The following is a 16,243-nucleotide window of genomic DNA, read 5'->3' as shown; positions in this document are numbered from 1 at the left end:
GACCGTCCTTCATCGCGTGGACCCGGCGCGGGTTTGCCAGATTACGCTTACGCCCGTGTTACGCCCGTGACTCAAGCGCCGCCCTGTTCGATTGCCCGGGTGAGCGTAGCCAGCACGTTCGTCGCCGACTGCGGCGCGACGCCCGCCGCGACCTTGTGCAGCATCGCGCGCAACGCTTCGGCGGCGGCTTCGAGCGAACGCGCGTCGGGCGCTTCGACCACGATATGGGCGCGCACGGCCGGTGTCGACACGCCGGCGTGCGCCCGGCGGCGCCACGCAAGACCCAACGCATCGGCGAGCAGCGCGATCTGGCCGAGCCCGAGCGCCGATGCTGCCGCGCCCAGTCGATAGGCCGCATCGCCCGCTTGCAGCGCGGCGCTGGGGTCGGCTTTCTGCGGATTGTCGGCGGCGCGTGCGTAATCCGCGAGTGCGGCGATCGCGGCGTCGGCGGTTTGCAAAAAGTCTTCATACGCGTTGGCATTGACCGTCAGCACGCCGAGTTCGCGCGTCATCGCGACGTGCGCGGCCAGCGTCTCCGCCTGGTGTGCGCCCGCTTCCCACAGCGATTCCGATGCCTGCGTGCCCGCGATATGCCAGTCGACCGTGAGGCCGTAGTCGCGCAGCAGCTCGACGTGCTCGGTATCTTCGGCGGCTGCGCCGAATAGCGCATAGTCGCGCCACAACAGCGCGAGCGTCGCGCGCACCAGCGAGCGCGGCGCGAGCGGAATGCCGCGCTCTTCATCGGCGAGCGCGATGTTGCAACGCGCGTAGAAGCGCCGCGTGTCGACGTCTTCGACGGAGCGGCCGGTCACGCGCAACGCGCGCGAACACGCCAATGCGAGACGCCAGAAATCGTAGGGATCGGGACCGGACAGATCGACGAGGCAGGCGTCGAGATCGTCGAGCGCCGCATTGACGGCACCCGCCACCGCGCTCGTGCTGACATGGCCCTTCGAGCGCAGCACGGGCAGCAGCGCCTGCTCGTAGCGCGCCCGCAGATGCGCCAGGCGCGCAGCCGATTGCGAACGCAGCGAAACGGGCGGAACGGGCCGGCCGGCGAGCGCGACGTCTTCGAACGCGATGCTGTAGCCGGGCGTGTGCTGCGCGATGTGCGTGCTGAGCGCGCGGTAATGCTCGAAAAGCGCGCCCGAGCAGCCCAGCTCGCGCAGATTTCGCCGTTCGAGCGCCGCACGAAACGCGCGCAACGCCGCGCCGAACGTAGCGCACGCAGCCGCCTCTTCGGCGAGGCTGCTTGCCGCCATCGGCGAGACGAGCAGCAATGCATCGGTGAAACGATGGGCGGCGAGCCAGCCTGCCTCGCGCAACGCACGCCCGGCGATCAGCAAATGCGCGGTCATGTCGCGCCGCTGCTCGAACGCGTCGAGCGCGTCGGCAATGGCCTGCTCCGCAGGACGGACGGCGCCGCCGCGGGGATTCGGTAAAGCGTCGAGCGTATCGGGCGATGCGGATCGAAGGGTCATGAGCAGGCTGCAGGAACGTCGGCGTGGTCAGGCGGCACCGATACTGCGCCACCGGAACTGCCGCTATGGCGAAAGTAGTGCAATTGCCGGGCCACCGACCGCATAGCCCCGAAACGGTGCCGCTTTCTCAGCTTACGACATGACGCAGACGGCACCGCTAAAGTTCGCAACATCGCGATGCTGACAGCGCGACGCTCACGACGACCACCGTGATACATCGCAAACAAAGCGCTGTGACAGGTCATCTTGCGACAGCGCGTGCGCGCCGATGTTCCATCGCGCGCTCAATCAATTCATTTCGAATCAATCGACCTTGCGTGGCAGGCAAGGACAGCCCGCCACCAGCAAGGTGGATCGATCAGATCTGCACCATCTCGAAGTCTTCCTTGCGCGCGCCGCACTCGGGACAGGTCCAATTGATGGGAACATCTTCCCAGCGCGTGCCCGGCGCGATTCCTTCCTCTGGCAGACCGGCTTCTTCGTCGTAGATCCAGCCGCAGATCAGGCACATCCAGCTCTTATATTCCATTCTTGAGTCGCGTCGAAAAGTCCGTGGAAACGGGAGCCATGATGGTACCGTGTTGCCGTCCCCATGCCTAGCGGATGCGGGGTCCGAGCGACCGGACGCGACATTTTGCGGCGTTATGTGTGACGCGGCGCGCGGACAGATGCGAAAAAGTGCCCCGCTGGCGGATAAGGCCGCATAATTGAGCCGTCTGTGTGGGCCGCACGGGCGCGCGTGCGCGCGACACGGCCTGCGAATGTTCCGCTCAACGATCCCACCACAATTTCATGGCCAGCGACACCCCTCCGATCGTACTCACCTTCGGCCTGTCCGACCCGACGGGCGGCGCCGGGCTGCAAGCCGACCTGATGACGCTTGCCAGCATGGGATGCCACGGCGTTTCCGTGCTGACGGGTTACACGGTGCGCGACTCGGCGAGCTGCGACGAAGTGACGGCGCTGGACCCGGAAGTCGTCGCGACACAAGCGCGGATGCTGCTGGAAGACATGCCGATCGCCGCCTTCAAGGTCGGCGCGGCAACGCGCGCGGAAGTGGTCAGCGCAATCGCCGAAGTGGTCGCCGATTACGACGACATCCCGCTCATTCTCGCGCCCGACTTCACGCTCGACGACGAACACGTGCTCGCCGCCGACGAACTGCGCGAAGCGATCGCGGACCTGCTCGCGCCGCAAACCACGTTGCTGGTCGCGGACACGGCTGCCCTGCTCGCGCTCGCGCAACCGGACGGCGACGCCGAAGCGCCGACCCTCGATGCCGCGATCTCGCATTTGCTGTCGCAAGGTTGCGAATACATCCTGTCGACGGAAACGGGCACGCATCGGCTCGTCAATACGCTGTTCAGCGAAGACGGCCAGCTCAGGCAAGACATGTGGGATCGCACGCAGCAGCGGATCATGGGCGTCACCGATACGCTCGGCGCCGCCATCGCCGCGCTGCTGGCCAATGGCCAGGAACCCGCCGAGGCCGTGCGCGAAGCGCAGGAGTATCTGTTTCAGGCGACGCAGGCCGCGTTCCGACCTGGCATGGGTGCTTACCTTCCGGATCGTTTCTTCTGGGCGCGCAGCAGCGATGACGAAGTGCCGCTTGCGGGCGGAACGGATACGTCGCCGGGCGAGGCACGCCACTGACTTCCGCAGCTGCGCGGCGCTCCGCTGACTAACGAGAATGATTCCTGTCAAGCGCGAATTCGCAAACAGCGCATTACAGCGGTAATTATTTGTTACAGCAGGGCGTTTGCTTAAATAGTATATTTGCGACTTGTAATATTCCCCGCCCTGCTGTCCGGTTGACACCTCGTTTGACGCCCGCGCCGTGCGTACGACCACAACGCACCCCGCACCACGTTTAGGCAAAGCCAACGGCAGACCGCCGGTTTCTACGGCGGAAAACGAACAGAAACCGAATTGGAAGATATCCCTCCCAGCGCCGCCGTTGCTGTCGCCGTCGCTTCCGAGGCGCGCGCACGCTGCGCGCAAGCCAGCGCGCCGAATAGCCGCGTGGCCCGCGACGAGCCCGAAAGGCGCGCGCCAATCGAACGCGTCCAGCCTTCTATCCAACGCTTTAACGGCACGATCACGGGCCGCGACCGCGACCGCGACCGCGCCGCGATGCTCGGCCACAAGCCCGTCACTGTCTGGCTCACCGGCTTGTCGGGAGCGGGCAAATCCACGATCGCGTTTCGCCTGGAGCGCGAACTGATGTCGATGGGACACGCGTGCTATGTGCTCGACGGCGACAACGTGCGTCACGGGTTGACGAGCGACCTCGGCTTTTCAAAGGAAGACCGCCGGGAAAACATCCGCCGCGTCGCGCACGTCGCGCGGCTGATGAACGACGCCGGCCTGATCGTGATCGCAGCCCTCATTTCGCCGATGCGCGAAGACCGGGACATGGCGCGCGCCATCATTGGAAACGACAGTCTTGTCGAGACTTATGTGTCCGCTTCAGCAAACGATTGCGCGAGGCGTGACCCCAAAGGGCTTTATGCGAAGGCGCAGGCGGGAGTCATCACGTCGTTCACGGGCGTTTCCGCGCCGTATGAAGCGCCTGTGAATCCCGAATTGCTCATCGACACAGCGGCGCAGACGGAGGAATCGAGCGTGTCATGCGTGTTCGATCATTTGCGCGAACGCTTCCTGGTATTGCCGCGCTGACGACACCAGACACATTCAGCGCACTTCGCTGAACCCGAAACACCAAAAGAAAAACCCGCATCGCTGCGGGTTTTTCTTTTGGCACGGGAAGCACGCCTCGCAGCGCGCCTCCCTCATGCATTCCAGTGACCTGGAATTACATGTCCATGCCCATGCCGCCCATGCCGCCGGGCATGCCGCCAGGCATCGGTGCATCTTCCTTCGGCAGTTCGCAGACAGCTGCGTCCGTCGTCAGCAGCAGGCCAGCGACGGAAGCTGCGTTTTGCAGCGCCGTGCGCGTCACCTTGGTCGGGTCGACGACACCGGCTTCAACCAGGTCACCGTACTCGCCCGTTGCTGCGTTGTAGCCGTAGTTGCCCGTGCCGCCAGCAACTGCTGCCACCACGACGCTGGCTTCTTCGCCGCCGTTCGTGACGATCTGGCGCAGCGGCTCTTCCATTGCGCGCAGGACGATCTTGATACCTGCGTCCTGGTCGGCGTTATCGCCCTTGACGCCGGCGATTGCCGTACGAGCGCGGATCAGCGCGACGCCGCCGCCAGCCACGATGCCTTCTTCCACAGCTGCGCGCGTTGCGTGCAGTGCGTCTTCGACACGTGCCTTCTTTTCCTTCATTTCGACTTCGGTCGCAGCACCGACCTTGATCACTGCAACACCGCCAGCCAGCTTGGCCACGCGCTCTTGCAGCTTTTCACGGTCGTAGTCCGACGTCGCTTCTTCGATCTGCGTGCGCACTTGCTTCACGCGCGCTTCGATGCTTGCTGCTTCGCCAGCGCCGTCGATGATCGTCGTGTTTTCCTTGCCCACTTCGATACGCTTGGCTTGACCCAGCTCTTGCAGCGTCGCCTTTTCCAGCGTCAGGCCGGTTTCTTCGGCGATGACCTGGCCACCCGTCAGGATAGCGATGTCTTCAAGCATCGCCTTGCGACGGTCGCCGAAGCCCGGAGCCTTGACAGCAACCGTCTTCAGGATGCCGCGGATGTTGTTGACGACCAGCGTAGCCAGCGCTTCGCCTTCGACGTCTTCAGCGATGATCAGCAGCGGACGGCCAGCCTTGGCGACCTGCTCGAGAACCGGCAGCAGATCACGGATGTTCGACACCTTCTTGTCGTGCAGCAGCACGAACGGGTTGTCGAGAACGGCGACTTGCTTGTCGGGGTTGTTGATGAAGTACGGCGATAGGTAGCCGCGGTCGAATTGCATGCCTTCGACGACGTCCAGCTCGTCTTGCAGCGACTTGCCGTCTTCGACGGTGATGACGCCTTCCTTGCCGACCTTGTCCATCGCTTCAGCGATGCGGTCGCCGATCGACGAATCGCTGTTCGCCGAGATCGAGCCGACTTGCGCGATTTCCTTGTTGGTCGTGCAGGGCTTGCTGATCTTGCGCAGCTCTTCGATTGCTGCTGCGACGGCCTTGTCGATGCCGCGCTTCAGGTCCATCGGGTTCATGCCCGATGCGACGTACTTCATGCCTTCGCGAACGATCGACTGGGCCAGAACCGTTGCCGTCGTCGTGCCGTCACCGGCGTTGTCGCTGGTCTTGGAAGCAACTTCCTTGACCATCTGCGCGCCCATGTTCTGGAGCTTGTCCTTCAGCTCGATTTCCTTCGCGACCGAGACACCGTCCTTGGTGACCGTCGGGCCGCCGAACGAGCGCTCAAGGACCACGTTGCGGCCCTTCGGACCCAGCGTGACCTTCACTGCATTGGCGAGAATGTTCACGCCTTCAACCATCTTGGCACGGGCGGAATCGCCGAACACGACCTCTTTAGCTGCCATCTTCTAACTCCTTGAATTCTTGAGAATGAACCGGGACAAGTGCTTACTTGTTGACGACGGCCATGATGTCTTCTTCGCGCATCACCAGCAGTTCGTTGCCGTCGACCTTGACGGTCTGGCCAGCATACTTGCCGAACAGGACGCGGTCGCCGACCTTCACGTCGAGCGCAATGGGAGCGCCCTTGTCGTCACGCTTGCCCGGGCCGACAGCCAGCACTTCGCCTTGATCCGGCTTTTCTGCGGCTGCGTCGGGGATCACGATGCCCGATGCGGTCTTGGTTTCCTGATCCAGACGCTTGACGATCACGCGATCATGCAAAGGACGAAGGTTCATGGATAGATCCTCTCTTGATTGGGACTGAAGAACGCTGAGATATACCGGCTGGCGACGCCAACCGGCGAAGTTGTTAGCACTCTCGTGCGGTGAGTGCTAATTATATGGACGGGGAATTACAAATTCAAGAAGGGAGCGTGTTGCGCGTCGACGATTCGCTGCACGGACGCGAAAACCAGCGAAAAAGGCCGCCCGCGCTGCCGCCCACCCCTTGCGAATCAAGCATTTAGCCCGCGAGGCGGGGAAGTGAACATATCACGGCCGGGCTATCCCACAGCGCTTTCCTATACCCTTTCGGTATCCAGGGAAATCCCGAATCCACCCCGTTCGAGCACCGCGGCGAGCAAACCAGGGGGCGGACGAAGACGGCTTCTTCGGGTATTCGATACTGTGCGATGACGAACACGCACATCGAATCGCAGCGGATAGCATCGATCACAAACCACTGACAACCGGAATCAAACGGAGCGCGAACGCGTTTTCCAGGTCCCGGCTTTCACCCGTGGCGGTCCGATTGGAACCCTGGAGAAGAGCGATGCATCAGGCAGACAAGGGGAAGATCGGCGGTTGCGCCAGCGACATCGAGTACACGCGCAGCCCGGAAGAACTGCTTTCCGCGCTCTCTTCGATGGTCGCAAAAGTGCTCAACGCGAGACGCTGCACGATTCATCTGCTCAACGAACGGCAGGTCGCTGAGATCGGGCCTCATCAGCGGGCTGAATTCGGCAGCCCCGCCATTTCCCGCTATGAAATGGTGAGCATGCGCCGATGCGAAACGCGCGACCTCTACACAATGAGTTCAGAAGGCGCCGGCGCTCTCGTCGTGACCGGCCAGAGTGAGACAGACTCTGAAGTTCACATCAGGAGCAGCATGTCCTCGGCGCTGGTGTTGCAAGGAAAGACGATAGGTCTCGTCCATGCGCATCATCCACTGGAAAAGCCGTACTTCGAAAAGGAAGATCTCAGGCTGCTCGACAACCTCGCCCCTCTGATCGTCAAGGCGATTCAGGCGAACCAGATCCAGTACCTGATGAAATCACGCTTCACACAGGCGGCGCTCACACGCTCGTCCGAAAGGACTGTCAAGGAGATCATTGCAGGGTCGGCCCAGAATACGAATCAGATCGCCCGAATCCTCGCGAAGTCGTTTTATCGTGAAATGACCAACGCCGGATTCAACTTCAATCAGATCATTCACGCGGCGTCGGAGATCATTTCCGAACTGAGCAATAGCGTACGCAAACATAAGAATTCACGTCACCATCGCGTCGAGATCAACAACACGCAAGACAGCGAAGTGCTTCCCTACGCGATCGACGAATCGTTTCCCCGCGACTATGAAGTGTCGAGCGAGCTGCAGCGATAGCGGCAACAATCCAGACGTCTGCGCCATCCCTGCCTTGTATGTCATCAGGCGCTTCGTCGCGTTCTGTGCGACGGCGTACAGCCCGATGGCCTGCACGCAAATAGACTGCCCACAACGTCGTCGATCGCGGCGATGTGTCTATCATGCAGATTCCGGATTTGCGCCATGACCAACGCCATCCATGCCGTCCGCCAGTTTCAACCTTTCTCGGACTACGTGAAAGAAGAAAAGCACGCGCCTCATCCGAATCCGCGTATCGAGAAAGCGGTTCTCATGCCGATTGAGCCATCGAGCCATGTGGTCATTTCGCAGGAAGCAAGCCGGCGTCTGTCCGCGGAGCAGCAACGGAATGACCAGTGGGATTGGGATATCTGACGCGTGCGTGTCCCCGTGCCGCCGCAGGGACAGTTGAAGACGGGAGGCCGTTCGCGACGAACGGCATCACCCGTTGCCGGCTGTCGTGTTGTCCACCGGTATGCCCGGCGGCAGTGGGGGCGCGAGCGTCGGGAGGGTCGGGATGGGCGGCACGCTCTTCGCGACCGGCCGTGGCGCATCGCGCCTCGCGGGCTTGGGCGCCGCGGCGACGGTATGGGTTGAAAGCGGCCGCCAGCCTGCGGACACGATCGCGCGCTCCAGCAGCATCTGCGCGTCCTTGCTGCCTGAATCGATGGCCAGCGCCTGATTCGCCTGTTTAACCACGCAACTCCACAGTCCATCGTTCGCGCAGGCCGCTGCCACACGCAACGCCACATCGCGCTCGCTCTCGCGATCCGCGATATCGTCCTGCAGATGCAGCGCCTCGGCATTTCGGGGTGCAACCGACAGGACTTCCGAAACTGCCGCCCTTGCCGCCGTCAGGTTCTTTTGGGCGAGACTTGCACGCGCGCCGTTCAGCGCGGCAGGAACGCCCGTACCGTACTGCGCCGGGGCAGCGCTCGCGCTCGCGGCAATGGGCGGGCTGGTGGCAGGTGCATACCCGCCAGCACCCGAAGGCTGGGCGTTTGCGCCGGGCCGCACGCTGGACATCAGCGCCGTGTCCGCGTGCTGCGTCCCTGTTGCCTTCGGCTCGATGACGTCGGCGTTGCGGTGACTCGCGCTGAGGCGCAAATAGGCGGCGCTGCCCAGCGTCGCTATCAGCACCAATGCGATCGCACCGCCCGTGACCACTCGCTGCAATGACCATTGGAAGAAGCGTTTCCCCGAAGCGGCCGTCGAAGCGGCGAGACTCGACCAGACAATTTCGGGCGAAGGCGATTCGTCCGCGTCGTTGGCAGCTACGGCGGGACGCAGCGCCTGCTTCGCGACGGCCCGTAACGGCGCGTCGGCACGCTTGCCCTGATCGCCGCCGATCGGTTGGCTCACGCCGCAATACGGACAGAACGCTACGTGGTGGTATAAAACACCACCGCAGCGGGTGCACGGTGTCGGGAACCGTTGAACGGATCTCATCTCAGCAGACATGCCAGAACCCCAAGCTGTTGGGTGTAGTGCCATCCACATGCTCAGGATCGAAGTTGATGCAAACGTACGAGTCGGCGGAACTCGCGATCCAAACCCGCTGGCAAGCGGTTCGCCCAGTCCTTTCGTCGTGGGCCGCAGTGAGTGCAATATAGGATTTTTCGCACGCCGCCCATATGCGCGTGTGTTGCCTGTCGCACACATGCGTCGCGATTTCGTCGGAAAATTGACGACGACGAGCATCGGCGCGGCAGATCACCGTGCGCTGGACAACACGGGCGGCAACTTTCCTTCAGCCCCCAATCCAAAAAAAATCGCCAGCACACGAGGTGCTGGCGAAGATCGACAATCGCACGACCGAGCGGCGTCACACTCCGCTGTCGATCCTCACGCCTGCGCGAATCGGCTCGACGACGACTGCGCTCTCGCGGGGCAGCGCCCATTCGAGCCACCGCGCGCGATGCAGCACCACCAGACCGAACGCCAGCGCCGACAGCACGCCGAACGTCGCGAAGCCCATCTGGTAGCTGCCCGTGCCTTCCTTCGCGATGCCCATGATCACAGGCAGATAGAACCCGCCGATCCCGCCCGCCGCGCCGACGATACCCGACATCAGACCCGTCTTGCCCTTCCAGCGCTGCGGCACGAGCTGGAACGTCGCACCGTTGCCAAGACCGAAGCACACATACATCGCGATCAGCAGCGCAATGCCCGCCGACACCGGCGGCATCCACGCAGCGAACAGGAAATCGCACAGCGAGATCGCGGCCAGCAGGCTCACCAGCGCACGCACGCCCGAAATGCGATCCGCCACCAGCCCGCCGACGGGACGCACCAGCGCACCGATGCACGCCAGCAGCGACATGAAGAGCCCTGCTTCGAGACGCGGCATCTGATACAGCGAAATCAGCAGCGTCGTCACATACGACGACATGCCGACAAAGCCACCGAACGTGATGCTATAGACGAGCATCACGACCCACGTATCGCCCTCGACGAGCACGCTGCGATAGTGCTTCGGCAGCACGGCGATCGCGAGCAGCGCGCCGAGCACGGGCAGCAGCAGCACGCCCGTCTTGCCCGCGCCGAACACGCCGGCATGCACCGCGACGACCAGCGCCACAAGACCCACGAGTGTCACGATGAAGCTGCGCAGCGCCTGCACACCGCTGCCCGTTTTTTGTCCGAGATCCTTCGCCCAGAAGAACAGCGCGACGGCGGCGAGGCCCAGCAGCGGCAATGCGGCGCCCGCGGCCTTCGCCCAGCCGAAGTGATCGGCGAGTGCGGGGAACAGGAAGCCGTCGAGCACCGCGCCGATGTTGCCGGCAGCCGCGAGCCCGAGCACGAGGCCCTGCACTTTCGGCGGATAGTTGCTGCCCGCCATCGGCAGCGCGACGGCGAAGCTCGCGCCGCCTACGCCGAGAAACACGCCGAGAATCAGCAGCAGCGTGTAGGACGGCGCGCCCGGCATCAGCAGCAGGACGACAGAGGGAATCGCCGACAGCGCGACGCCCATCAACGCAACACGCCGTCCGTCGCAAGCCTGATAGAGATTGCCGAGCGTCACGCGCAGAATCGCCGCGCCGAGCACAGGCACCGCGACGAGAAAGCCCAGTTCAGCGGGCGACATCGCGATGCTCTTGTTGATGAACGGCGCCAGCGGACCGAACATGACCCAGACCGTGAAGCCGGTATCGAAGTAGAGGAAGCACGCGAGCAGCGCGCGCCAGTTACCGCTCGCAAGCGAATTCAACAGGTTTTTCATAGGTCTCTCTCATTGAACGAAAGCAGGGCTGGTGCGTGGGTCGAGCAAGGAACTAGGTGGAAATTCGTTGACTGCTGCGTGCGGCGAGACGAGGACGCGCAGACAGTTGCGCTGCTCCATGCGGCGCGTTACGCCTCGACGAAAGCTCATCCGCATCGCGATCGACGACGCTATAAATCAGCGCGTCCATCTCCTTGATGATGTCGGCGAGCACTTGCGTGATGACGGCGAACTCGCGGCCGTAAGAACCCGCGCGCGCCGCCGAAATGCGCGCATTCAGGGCGACGATATTCGCCTGCATCGAAATGCCCGACAGTTGCTCCGCAATCGCGGCCTGACGGCGCTGCGTCGCTGCTTCGATGCCGCGCATCTCGTGCTGGTACGCGAGCGTGATCTCCTGCAGCAGTTCGAGTAGCGGCGTCGCTTGCGAAACGAGGGTGTCGACGTGCGTGCCTGCTGCGTCGTCACGCGCCTCGACACGGGCAACCGTCTCGTCCGTCAGCGCGATAAAGCGCTGCACACGCTCGTCCGCCTTGCGCGTGCCGTAATAAAGCTGTTGCAACGCCTCCGAAAACACGCCAGGCAAATGATCGTCACCACTCACGAGCACGCGATGCGTCGACGCAAACGTCGCGAGGCATTCGCGCGCAACGGCAAGCGCTGCCGCATCGCCATGCGATGCGAGCAGTACATGCAGCACGATGCGTTGCGACAGCATCCGCTGACGGCCCGACAGATTGATCAGTTCGCCGATCGTCTGGCCGGAGACTCCGATGCGTTGCGTGGTGGTCTGCTCGTTCATGGCGCTGTGTCGCGTCGATGCGCGTGTTTCGGTTGCGCAAAAAAAAAAACGTCCCGAAACGCTCGCGCGCCGCCCGATCGCATGGATCGAACGCTCGTCGCACGTTGCGTTTCGGGACGCCGTTGCCCCATCGGTCCGCTCGCATCGCGAGCGTGCCTGGAAATTCGTCGATACGTCGAAGCCGCCGTTGGCTTCGCGGCGGACTAACGCAATAGGTATGCCATCGGCCTGTTTTGGGCCGCTGGATGCGTGTCGAAATCGCGCTCAGCGCGCGTAGGAAATTCGCCCAATCGCTTGATGGACGGGACTCGCGCGACGCTCATATTTTTTTCGCGCGACACGTTTGGCGAGCGTAAACGGCCAATAAAAAGCGCCCTTATCCGGGCGCCTGCGCGCGCCTCAACGAAGCGCGCCGATGCTATGACGTGGTGCAGCGCACCACGTCCGTGCGCCCTTCGCTAGCGCCGGTCGGACCCCGAGATCACGTCGATCCACACCGCCAGCACGAGAATGCCGCCCTTCACGATCATCTGCCAGTATGAGTCGACGTCCAGCATCGACATGCCGTTGTCGAGGCTCGCCATCACGAGCGCGCCGATCAGCGCGCCGTACACCGTGCCCGAGCCGCCGCGCATCGACGTTCCGCCGATGAAGCACGCCGCGATCGCGTCGAGTTCGCCCATCGATCCCGCCGACGGCGAGCCCGCCGCCAGCCGCGCCGTGTTGATGAGGCCGCCGAACGCGCACATCAGCCCCATCAGCGCGAAGATCGCGAGCTTCACGCGGTTTGTATTGACGCCCGACAGACGCGTCGCTTCCAGATTCGAACCCACTGCATAGATGCGCCGTCCGAACACCGTCTGCGTCGCGATGTAAGTGAAGATGCCGAGCAGCGCGAGCAGCAGCAGCACGGGCACGGGGATGCCGCCGTAGCGGTTGAGCGTCGCGACGAACGCGAGCAGGATCAGCCCGGACGCGACGATCTTCACTGCGTCCTGCCACATCGGCACGACGCTCAGGTTGTAATGCTGGCGCTTCTGCCGTTGCCGCACCGTCAAGGCCGCAAGCAACACGAACAGCACGACGGCAACCGTGTCGCCCGCAATGCGCGGCAAGTAGCCCTGGCCGATAAAAACGAAGTTGTCGGACACGGGCGCAATCGTCGAGCCGCCCGTAATGCCCAGCAGCACGCCGCGATACGCGAGCATGCCGCCCAACCCGACGATGAACGACGGCACGCGCAGATACGTCGACCACCAGCCGTTGAAGAGACCGACGGCCACGCCGAGCAGCATCACGACGGGCAGCGTCGCCGCGAGCGGCCAGTGAAACGTGACGTCGAGTATCGCCGCGACGCCGCCTAACAGACCGAGCAGCGAGCCGACGGACAGATCGATTTCGCCCGAGATGATGACGAACACCATCCCGCACGCGAGCATCCCCGTGATCGACATCTGGCGCAGCAGGTTCGACAGGTTGCGCGGCGTGACGAAAGCGCCTTCCGTGAGGAACGAGAAGAACACCCAGATGACGGCCACGGCCAGCAGCAGCGCGAGCAGCTTGTAGCGCGCGAACAGCAGCTTGATGCGTTGCCCGGATGCCAGCGAAGTGCCGTGCTTGCCGTGGCTATCGGAAGAAGTGAGATCAGGAGTCATGCGACGCTCGCCAGTTGAGTGGGGCCGTTGCCTTTCGTGTCGATGCCGTTGACGCCGGCGATTGTGGCGTTCGCCGTGATGGCAGCCGTGAGAATGTGTTCCTGCGTGAGCCCGTCGTTGACGAAATCGCCGCGCAGTTCGCCTTCGCCGATCACGAGCACGCGATCGCTCACGCCGAGCACTTCCGGCAATTCCGACGACACCATGATGATCGACACGCCGCGCTTCGCGAGCGCGTACATCAGCTTGTAGATTTCGTACTTCGCGCCGACATCGACGCCGCGTGTCGGCTCGTCGAGTATCAGCACGGACGGATTGGTAAGCAGCATGCGCGTGAGCACCGCCTTCTGCTGGTTGCCGCCCGACAGACTCGCGATCGACAGCATCGGCGAGGCCGCGCGCACCGACAGGCGCTTCATCTCCGAATGGATCGTATCGAGTTCCGACGCCGTGTCGATGCGCCCGCCCTTCGCGAAGCGTTGCAGCACCGCGAGCGTGATGTTGTGACCCACGCCCAGTTGCGGCACGATGCCGTGGCGCTTGCGATCTTCGGGCACCATCGCGATGCCCGCCGAAATCGCATCCGCGGGCGCGCGGATTTTCAGGCGCTTGCCGTCCATCCACACTTCGGCTTCGCTCATGCCCGGGTACGCGCCGAAGATCGCCTGCATCAGCTCCGTGCGACCCGCGCCGACGAGACCCGCCACGCCGAGTATCTCGCCCTTGCGCAACGCGAACGACACGTTGTCGACGCGTTTGCGGTTCGTATTCGTCACGTCGTAGCAGGTGACGTTGCGCGCCTCGAAGATCACGTCGCCGATGTCATGCGGCTCGCGCGGAAAGAGATTCGCGATCTCGCGCCCGACCATCATCGCGATGATGCGGTCGGTGTTGAGCTGCTGCATCGGCTGCGTGCCGACATGCTTGCCGTCGCGAATCACGGTGATCGTGTCGCACACGGCTTCGACTTCGTCCAGCTTGTGCGAGATGTACACGCACGCGACGCCACGCTTCTTCAGATCACGCACGATATCGAGCAGGATCTTCGTTTCGGCTGCTGTCAGCGATGAAGAAGGCTCGTCGAGTATCAGCAGTCGTGCCTGCTTGTTCAGCGCCTTGGCGATTTCGATCAGTTGCTGATGCCCGCCGCCATAGTTCATCACCGGCTGCGCGACGTTGATGCCCGTGATATTCAGTTCGCGCAGCAGTTCGTCGGCGCGCTGATACATCGCCGCGTAGTTCATTCGGCCGCCGGGCAGCGTGATTTCATTGCCGAGAAAGATGTTCTCGGCCACCGACAGTTGGGGCACCAGCATCAATTCCTGGTGAATGATGACGATGCCCGCGCGTTCGGTATCGCGGATGTTCTGCGCGACGAGGGGCTTGCCGTCCCAAAGGATTTCGCCCGACCAGTCGCCGTGCGGATAGACGCCGGAGACGATCTTCATCAGCGTCGATTTGCCTGCGCCGTTTTCGCCGCACAGGCCGACGCATTCGCCGGGCGCAACGACGAGGTCGATGCCGTCGAGCGCCTTCACCCCGGCAAAGGATTTGGCGATGCCGCGCAGCTCCAGAAGCGCTTGTGCCATGCGTAGTGTCCTGGATGGATGAAAGATGCGCGGGCGCATCCCGTCGTGCTGACGGTCATCGAGACCGTGATCAGGACGGGAAAGCGTCCGCGCCCGCTATCAGTTGCCAGCCAGCTGCGACTGCGTGTAGAAGCCGTCCTTGATCACGATGTCGACGTTGCTCCTGGTGAGCAGCGTCGGTTGCAGCAGCACGGTATCGACCTGCTTCTTGCCGTTGTCGTACTTCGCGTTGTACGCGGGCTTGTCGCCCTTGGCGAGATCGACGGCCAGTTTCGCCGCTTCGCCTGCGATCAGCTTGAGCGGCTTGTAGACGGTCATCGTCTGCGTGCCCGCGATCACGCGTTTGACGGCGGCAAGGTCCGCGTCCTGGCCGGACACGGGCACCTTGCCCGCCATCTTCTGTGCGGCGAGCGCCTGGATCGCGCCGCCTGCCGTGCCGTCGTTCGAGGCGACGATCGCATCGATCTTGTTGTTGTTCGCCGTCAGCGCATCTTCCGTGATGCGCAGCGCCGTTGCCGCGCTCCATTCGGGCACCCACTGCTGGCCGACGATCTTCACGTCGCCGCGATCGATGGCAGGCTTGAGCACCTTCATCTGCCCTTCGCGCAGCATCTTCGCGTTGTTGTCGGTCGGCGCGCCGCCGAGCAGGAAGTAGTTGCCCTTCGGCTGCGCGTTATAGACGCCTTGTGCCTGCAGTTCGCCGACCTTCTCGTTGTCGAACGAAATATAGGCGTCGACGTCGGCATCGAGAATCAGGCGGTCATACGACACGACCTTGATGCCCGCCTTGTGCGCTTCGGCGACGACATTGCCGAGCGTCTTCGAATTGAACGGCACGATCACGATCACATCGACGCCGCGCGAAATCAGATTCTCGATCTGCGAGATCTGCCGTGCTTCGCTGGCATCGGCCGATTGCACGGAAACCTTCGCGCCGAGCTTGTTCGCTGCGGCAACGAAATAGTCGCGATCGCGCGACCAGCGCTCGACGCGCAGATCGTCGATGCAGAAACCGATTTCGGGCTTGTCCTTGCTCGCATGCGCGAGCGGCGCGACCATCGTCAGGCCGGCGGCCATCGCGGCGCAAACGAGGGAACTCAATACGGAACGACGCATTGCAGATTTCATGTCTCACTCCATTTAGGGTTGCGTGCAGTTTCGAATGCGAGAAATCGAACCGCCGTCTTAACCTCAGGATGCGCTGCGAATACCTGTTCGCGAGCGTCGATTGTCGAAAGCTGCCCCATTTTTATGTGCACGACAGCGTGTGCCGTGCGCGCCGGCGGAGCAATTGCGAAATCTACCGGCGCTGCTAACGATTTTTCGTGGCGCTGCCG

At 63.0% G+C, this 16,243-nt stretch carries 14 protein-coding genes; 4 read left to right on the top strand and 10 right to left on the bottom strand.

The window, feature by feature from the left end; genetic code table 11:
• Positions 1 to 71: 71 nt before the first annotated feature.
• Entirely contained in the window at positions 72 to 1,481 is a 1,410-nt protein-coding gene (locus tag FRZ40_RS15215; RefSeq protein ID WP_147234565.1) for a hypothetical protein, read from the bottom strand.
• A 358-nt stretch (positions 1,482 to 1,839) separates the two neighbouring features.
• Positions 1,840 to 2,010, bottom strand: coding sequence for a rubredoxin (locus FRZ40_RS15210; protein WP_004186709.1), 171 nt, complete (start codon positions 2,008 to 2,010; stop codon positions 1,840 to 1,842).
• A 263-nt stretch (positions 2,011 to 2,273) separates the two neighbouring features.
• Here FRZ40_RS15210 and FRZ40_RS15205 point away from each other — a divergent pair, with 263 nt between their 5' ends.
• Together FRZ40_RS15205 and cysC are read left to right on the top strand one after the other, a co-directional pair.
• Positions 2,274 to 3,134 (top strand): hydroxymethylpyrimidine/phosphomethylpyrimidine kinase, encoded by an 861-nt coding sequence (locus FRZ40_RS15205; RefSeq protein ID WP_147234564.1) that lies wholly within the window; start codon positions 2,274 to 2,276, stop codon positions 3,132 to 3,134.
• A gap of 402 nt (positions 3,135 to 3,536) precedes the next feature.
• A complete protein-coding gene (cysC, locus tag FRZ40_RS15200; protein ID WP_147234829.1) occupies positions 3,537 to 4,160 on the top strand; it encodes an adenylyl-sulfate kinase in 624 nt (207 codons plus the stop codon).
• Positions 4,161 to 4,296: 136 nt separating this feature from the next.
• On the opposite strand, the gene groL is transcribed toward cysC, so the two are convergent.
• Both groL and groES read right to left on the bottom strand, forming a co-directional pair.
• On the bottom strand, positions 4,297 to 5,937 hold the full coding sequence (gene groL, locus FRZ40_RS15195) for a chaperonin GroEL (RefSeq protein WP_028372032.1): 1,641 nt from the start codon (positions 5,935 to 5,937) through the stop codon (positions 4,297 to 4,299).
• A 43-nt stretch (positions 5,938 to 5,980) separates the two neighbouring features.
• Complete coding sequence (gene groES, locus FRZ40_RS15190; RefSeq protein ID WP_012401714.1) at positions 5,981 to 6,271, bottom strand: co-chaperone GroES; 291 nt, start codon at positions 6,269 to 6,271, stop codon at positions 5,981 to 5,983.
• Positions 6,272 to 6,806: 535 nt separating this feature from the next.
• On the opposite strand from groES, the gene FRZ40_RS15185 reads away from it, so the two are divergent.
• Together FRZ40_RS15185 and FRZ40_RS15180 are read left to right on the top strand one after the other, a co-directional pair.
• Entirely contained in the window at positions 6,807 to 7,637 is an 831-nt protein-coding gene (locus FRZ40_RS15185) for a GAF domain-containing protein (RefSeq protein ID WP_147234563.1), read from the top strand.
• A 165-nt stretch (positions 7,638 to 7,802) separates the two neighbouring features.
• Positions 7,803 to 8,012 (top strand): hypothetical protein, encoded by a 210-nt coding sequence (locus FRZ40_RS15180; protein ID WP_147234562.1) that lies wholly within the window; start codon positions 7,803 to 7,805, stop codon positions 8,010 to 8,012.
• Between the two features lie 66 nt (positions 8,013 to 8,078).
• On the opposite strand, the gene FRZ40_RS15175 is transcribed toward FRZ40_RS15180, so the two are convergent.
• The 6 genes from FRZ40_RS15175 to xylF form a co-directional block, all read right to left on the bottom strand.
• On the bottom strand, positions 8,079 to 8,999 hold the full coding sequence (locus tag FRZ40_RS15175) for a hypothetical protein (protein WP_147234561.1): 921 nt from the start codon (positions 8,997 to 8,999) through the stop codon (positions 8,079 to 8,081).
• 463 nt (positions 9,000 to 9,462) lie between these two features.
• Complete coding sequence (locus tag FRZ40_RS15170; protein ID WP_147234560.1) at positions 9,463 to 10,860, bottom strand: MFS transporter; 1,398 nt, start codon at positions 10,858 to 10,860, stop codon at positions 9,463 to 9,465.
• A 52-nt stretch (positions 10,861 to 10,912) separates the two neighbouring features.
• Positions 10,913 to 11,662 carry a methyl-accepting chemotaxis protein gene (locus tag FRZ40_RS15165; protein WP_147234559.1) on the bottom strand — a complete coding sequence of 250 codons (750 nt, stop codon included), beginning with the start codon at positions 11,660 to 11,662 and terminating at the stop codon, positions 10,913 to 10,915.
• A gap of 458 nt (positions 11,663 to 12,120) precedes the next feature.
• Complete coding sequence (locus FRZ40_RS15160) at positions 12,121 to 13,317, bottom strand: sugar ABC transporter permease (protein WP_028372027.1); 1,197 nt, start codon at positions 13,315 to 13,317, stop codon at positions 12,121 to 12,123.
• Positions 13,314 to 14,906 (bottom strand): D-xylose ABC transporter ATP-binding protein, encoded by a 1,593-nt coding sequence (gene xylG / locus FRZ40_RS15155; RefSeq protein WP_147234558.1) that lies wholly within the window; start codon positions 14,904 to 14,906, stop codon positions 13,314 to 13,316. Before xylG ends, FRZ40_RS15160 begins: the two co-directional genes overlap by 4 nt.
• A gap of 99 nt (positions 14,907 to 15,005) precedes the next feature.
• On the bottom strand, positions 15,006 to 16,034 hold the full coding sequence (xylF, locus tag FRZ40_RS15150; RefSeq protein WP_147234557.1) for a D-xylose ABC transporter substrate-binding protein: 1,029 nt from the start codon (positions 16,032 to 16,034) through the stop codon (positions 15,006 to 15,008).
• Positions 16,035 to 16,243: the final 209 nt, after the last annotated feature.

This window comes from Paraburkholderia azotifigens, assembly GCF_007995085.1.
In the GTDB taxonomy this organism is placed as follows: Bacteria; Pseudomonadota; Gammaproteobacteria; order Burkholderiales; family Burkholderiaceae; genus Paraburkholderia; species Paraburkholderia azotifigens.
This window is presented reverse-complemented; position numbering and strand designations above follow the sequence as displayed.